The sequence below is a fragment of the Burkholderia sp. genome (genome assembly GCF_018375725.1).
GTDB lineage: Bacteria > Pseudomonadota > Gammaproteobacteria > Burkholderiales > Burkholderiaceae > Burkholderia.
The window spans coordinates 1-4,574 of record NZ_JAHACR010000319.1 but is presented as its reverse complement, the minus strand read 5'-3'; the positions used below and the strand labels follow the sequence as shown (position 1 = coordinate 4,574).

6 protein-coding genes are annotated in these 4,574 nt (G+C 66.3%); 2 read left to right on the top strand and 4 right to left on the bottom strand.

The window, feature by feature from the left end; translation table 11 throughout:
* The 3 genes from KH616_RS21750 to KH616_RS21740 all read right to left on the bottom strand — a co-directional run.
* Positions 1–805: sigma 54-interacting transcriptional regulator (locus KH616_RS21750; protein ID WP_292250695.1), on the bottom strand; the 805-nt coding region annotated here is incomplete at its 3' end.
* 514 nt (positions 806–1,319) lie between these two features.
* Complete coding sequence (locus KH616_RS21745; protein WP_292250693.1) at positions 1,320–2,240, bottom strand: metal-dependent hydrolase; 921 nt, start codon at positions 2,238–2,240, stop codon at positions 1,320–1,322.
* A 115-nt stretch (positions 2,241–2,355) separates the two neighbouring features.
* On the bottom strand, positions 2,356–2,850 hold the full coding sequence (locus KH616_RS21740; protein WP_292250691.1) for a hypothetical protein: 495 nt from the start codon (positions 2,848–2,850) through the stop codon (positions 2,356–2,358).
* Between the two features lie 114 nt (positions 2,851–2,964).
* Between KH616_RS21740 and KH616_RS21735 the strand changes: the two genes are divergently transcribed.
* Complete coding sequence (locus tag KH616_RS21735) at positions 2,965–3,306, top strand: FKBP-type peptidyl-prolyl cis-trans isomerase (protein WP_292250690.1); 342 nt, start codon at positions 2,965–2,967, stop codon at positions 3,304–3,306.
* A 21-nt stretch (positions 3,307–3,327) separates the two neighbouring features.
* On the top strand, positions 3,328–4,101 hold the full coding sequence (locus tag KH616_RS21730; protein WP_292250689.1) for an AraC family transcriptional regulator: 774 nt from the start codon (positions 3,328–3,330) through the stop codon (positions 4,099–4,101).
* 172 nt (positions 4,102–4,273) lie between these two features.
* Here the strand turns inward: KH616_RS21730 and KH616_RS21725 are convergent.
* A partial coding sequence (locus KH616_RS21725) for a glycosyltransferase (protein ID WP_292250687.1) occupies positions 4,274–4,574 on the bottom strand: 301 nt, incomplete at its 5' end.

Here is a 4,574-nt window from a genome sequence, read left to right as displayed (position 1 = left end):
CGATCTCGTCGAGAAACAGCGTGCCGCCGTTCGCGGCTTCGATGCGGCCCGCACGGCGCTGGCTCGCACCGGTGAATGCGCCGCGCTCGTAGCCGAACAGTTCCGACTGCAACAGGTGATGCGGAATGGCGCCGCAGTTGATCGCGACGAACGGCCCCTTGCTGCGCCCCGACCGCTCGTGGATCGCCAGCGCCGTCAGTTCCTTGCCCGTGCCGGATTCGCCGGAGATGAACACGCTCGCGTCGGTCTTCGCAACCTTGCGGATCGTGCTGAACAGTTGCTGCATCGCCTCGCAGTTGCCGATCATCCCGTGCTCGCCGATCGACGCCGCATAAGCCGCGCCGTCCACGCGATCGAGCGCAGCCATGCCGCGCGCGTGGCCGAGCACGTGCGAGATCCATTCGTACGGCAGCGGCAGCGTCACATAGTCGAAACAGTAGCTGCGGATCAGTTCGCGCACCGCGGGACTGATCGACACGCCGGCCTGCGCGATCGAGATCCAGCCGATGGCGGACTGGCTCAGGCAGCTCTTGAGCGCGGGAAAGTCGCGCGATGAAAAGCCCGTGAAGTCGATCAGGCCGGCGGCGACACCGGCGCCGGACGTCATGTTCTGCGCGGAGCCGGCGGTCTTGGCAGTCGAGATATCCCAGCCGAGTGCGCGCAATTGCGAAAGCAGCGGCTCGTCGGGCGAACGCGCAATGACAAACAGCCGTCGTCCCGCTTCAGGGGCGGTAATCGACACGGGTGATACGTCATGCGCTGTGGCCTGGGCCGCCCCGGTTGGATCGGGTGACTTTGAAACCATTGTTGTTCCCCGCTCGGCGTTGGTATCACGCTTCGACAATGCGCCGCAGCGGCCTGTGACCGCGCGGACAATTGAACCGACATATTCTCCGCAATTCCGTCTGAATAAAATACTCCTGACGACACCGGAAAAAATAAATAACGTCGGCTCGTAACCTTCCCTTGTCGGTATATCGACGCCGGCGGCGAGCGGCTAGATGGGTGTTTTCCCGGTAGCGCGGACGACGGGAACCGGGCTGGCGTTCAGGCGCGCGTTGGAGAAACATGCCGCCGGCCTACCCGCGGTGCACGTTGCTGCGCTTGCCGAACGCCGCACCCACGGCATTCGGTGCTCCCGCGATGCAAGCCGGCATGCGACGGGCGACACGTGCCGATATCGCGCCAGATCCAATGGATGTGAACGCCGACTAACGTCCGTGACAACGGGGATGGCGACCAATCATCAGACATATCCGACTGACGTATGGACACAACACCGAGCGAGCGCGCGGCGCCCCCGCAGGCGCCCCGGCGACTCATCGTCCCGGCGACGGCGCGGGCGCGCCAGGATTCGTGCGCCCCCGGCCGGACGCCCCGCCGTCTTGCCCGCCGTATGCGGCGACAAGCGCATCGACGCGCGACAGATGCTGACGATTGTCGTGATCCCACGGATGGAATCCCGGCCGGAAAAAGCTCAGCCATTCGAGCGCGATGCTCGGGAACACGCCGTGGCGCGGCCCGTACAGGAATGCGATCACGCGCAGCATCCCGCGCACGCCGTGCTTCGCGTCCCGGTCGCGCCGCATCAGCGCGATGTGCATCAGGCAGACCGTCGGCCAGAAAGTCAGCGTAGTCAGCAGGAAAACGCCGATGCGCATCAGGTAGCGCGACAGCCCCGGCTTCATCACCGTGTTCCATACGTCGAACGATACGGATTTGTGCTCGGTTTCCTCGAGCGCATGCCAGACCCACATCTGGCGATAGCCCTCGACCGAGCCGGCGAGCCGCGTCGGGTCGCGCAGGATCCAGTCGGCGAGCATGGCGGTGTAATGCTCGGCCGCGACCGTGTGCGCGAGCTGCAACGCCTGTGGAAACGTGCGCTTCACGTAGCCGAGCACGATCCACACGCGCTGGTCGAGCTTGCGCGCCGGCAGCCGGTTCGCCTGCAATAGTTCGTTGTATTCGACGTGCTCGCGCGTGTGCATCGCCTCCTGCCCGATGAAGCCGAGCACCTGCTTCTTCAGTACCGGATCGTCGATGCGGTCTCTGTAATGGCGCACCGAATCCATGAAGAAGCGCTCGCCCGCCGGAAACAGCAGCGACAGCGCGTTGAAGAAATGCGTCACGTGCGAACCCTGGGCATGCCAGTCCTTCGCGCGCTCGACCGGCAGGTCGAAACGCAGATCGCGGCGCACCGGCATCACGTCGGATGCGGACGTGGAAGCAGCGGTTTTCATGCTCGTTTGTCTCCTTTCGGCCAGGACTGGCGCCTTTGTGTTCGTGTTGTCCGGTGAAGGTGCGGCAGTGCTCGCGTCATCCCGGGTCGGCGCTTCAGTACGCCGGTTCCATGCGTCACGCCCGGGTTCCATGCCAATCCGCTCCGGATCGGGGTGCCGATGCCGCGTCCGGATCGGCAACGATGGCATCGAGGTGCACGCCGAGGCCGGCTGCAAGCGATGCGGCCGCCGAATCTTTGGTGCGCCTGCTCATCCTGTCCGCACCGCCGCAAACCTTGACATCAACAACTGTAAAGATAGGCCACCGCGACGGCGCTACGCAAGGCGCACAGTAGATGCCCGCTTCCAAACAGGAATCGGCCGGGACGCCGATGCAAGCGATCCCGATGCCCGGTAAGCGGCGCCCGGAATTCGAACGCGATCCCGCCTGCGCCAACGATGCCGGATGACCGTCCACGCGGGGTTCCGTCATCTCCGACGCGCAAGCTGCATGCGCATCTCGGACGTTGGATGCTGCTCGCAACGTGCCGGCACGCATATCGCTGGACAACCGATTCATACGCATCGCCCGTTCGCACGCCGCCGCGCCGCTGTCATCGTTGCCGTTCAATTCGAACGCTCGATCGGGCGACGATGGAGTGACGCGGCCCGCGCGGACACACGCCGGCACGTCGCCTGCTCGCCTACAATAGCGGTTTCACCCAACCCCATTCAGGAGCAAGTCATGTCCGTCATCACGACCGATTCCGGCCTCAAATACGAAGATCTGACCGAAGGCACCGGCGCCGAGGCCAAAGCCGGCCAGACCGTCAGCGTGCATTACACCGGCTGGCTGACCGACGGTCAGAAGTTCGATTCGAGCAAGGATCGCAACGACCCGTTCGCGTTCGTGCTCGGCGGCGGCATGGTCATCAAGGGTTGGGATGAGGGTGTGCAGGGCATGAAGGTCGGCGGCGTGCGTCGCCTGACGATTCCGCCGCAACTCGGTTACGGCGTGCGCGGCGCGGGCGGCGTGATTCCGCCGAACGCGACGCTCGTCTTCGAAGTCGAATTGCTCGACGTCTGATACGGCAGCCGCCGTCCACGCATGGGCCCCCGCCCGTCACCCGCCATCGCGCTCCGCCGCTACGACGCGTCGGAAGCGTCGGACGTGCACGACTTTCATCAGGTCGTGCTCGGCGTCGACGGCGCGATGGTGATGTCGGTGGACGGCGTCGGCCAGCGCATCGACCGGCACGCCGCGTGGCTGATACCGGCCGGTGCGCGGCATGAATACGCGGGCCTCGGCGTGAATCGCCAACTCGTGCTCGACCTGCCGGCAAGTTCGCTCGCGGTGCCGGAACGGCTGTTCGATGTCGCACGCGCCATCTCGATCGATCCGCGCCTGACGGCGCTCGTCGCGCAAGTCGCGACAGGCGCCGCGCGGCTCGACGATGCGGCGGGCGACACTCAGCGCGCCGCCGCGCATCGCTTCCAATGGCAGGCGGCGGCACGGCTGTGCGATGCGCTGCTCGGCGATCGCGGGATCGGCGCGCCCGCATCGGGCCTCGATTTCGCGCGCATCGATCGATGGTTGCGTGCACGGCTCGCCGAGCCGCTGCGCATCGCCGATCTCGCCGCCCATTGCGGCTTCGGCATGCGCCGTTTCCATCAACTGTTCGTCGAGGCATTCGGCGAAACCCCGCATCGCTATCTGCAACGCTTGCGGCTCGACGCCGCCGTCATCCTGCTCGCCGACGAACGGCATTCGCTCGCGGATGTCGCCGGGGAAGTCGGTTTCTCGGATCAGAGCGCCTTCACGCACGCGTTCACGAACCGCTTTGGCATCGCGCCGGGCCGCTGGCGCGGCGGGCGTCACTGAAGGCCATTTCGCTGCGGATGTCGATTCCGATGCCGATCGTCGGCATCGTGCCGTTCACGTGACCGCACACGCGGGCCACCCTCGCAGGCCGTCGCCGCCGAGCTGCGCACCCGGCGACGCACCTCGACCCGATATCGACCACGGCGCAAGCCGCGACTGTGCGCCAGCCCGCTCACCTCGCCCGAATCGCCTCGCCGTACACCTCCGCGACGCGCCGCGCAATCACCGCATTGTCGAAATGGTCGCGTGCATAGCGCTTGCAGGCCGCTTCGTCCGGTAGCGCGATCGCCCCCGACAGCGCCGCGCCGAGCCCTTCCGCAATCGCCTGCGCGCCGGTCGCCGGCAGCACTATATCGCCGGACAGTCCCGCGACCGCTTCCGGCAAGCCGCCGACCGGCGTAACCAGCACCGGCGTGCCGGATGCGAGCGATTCCACGGTGATCAGCCCGAACCCTTCGAGCGCGACCGTCGGC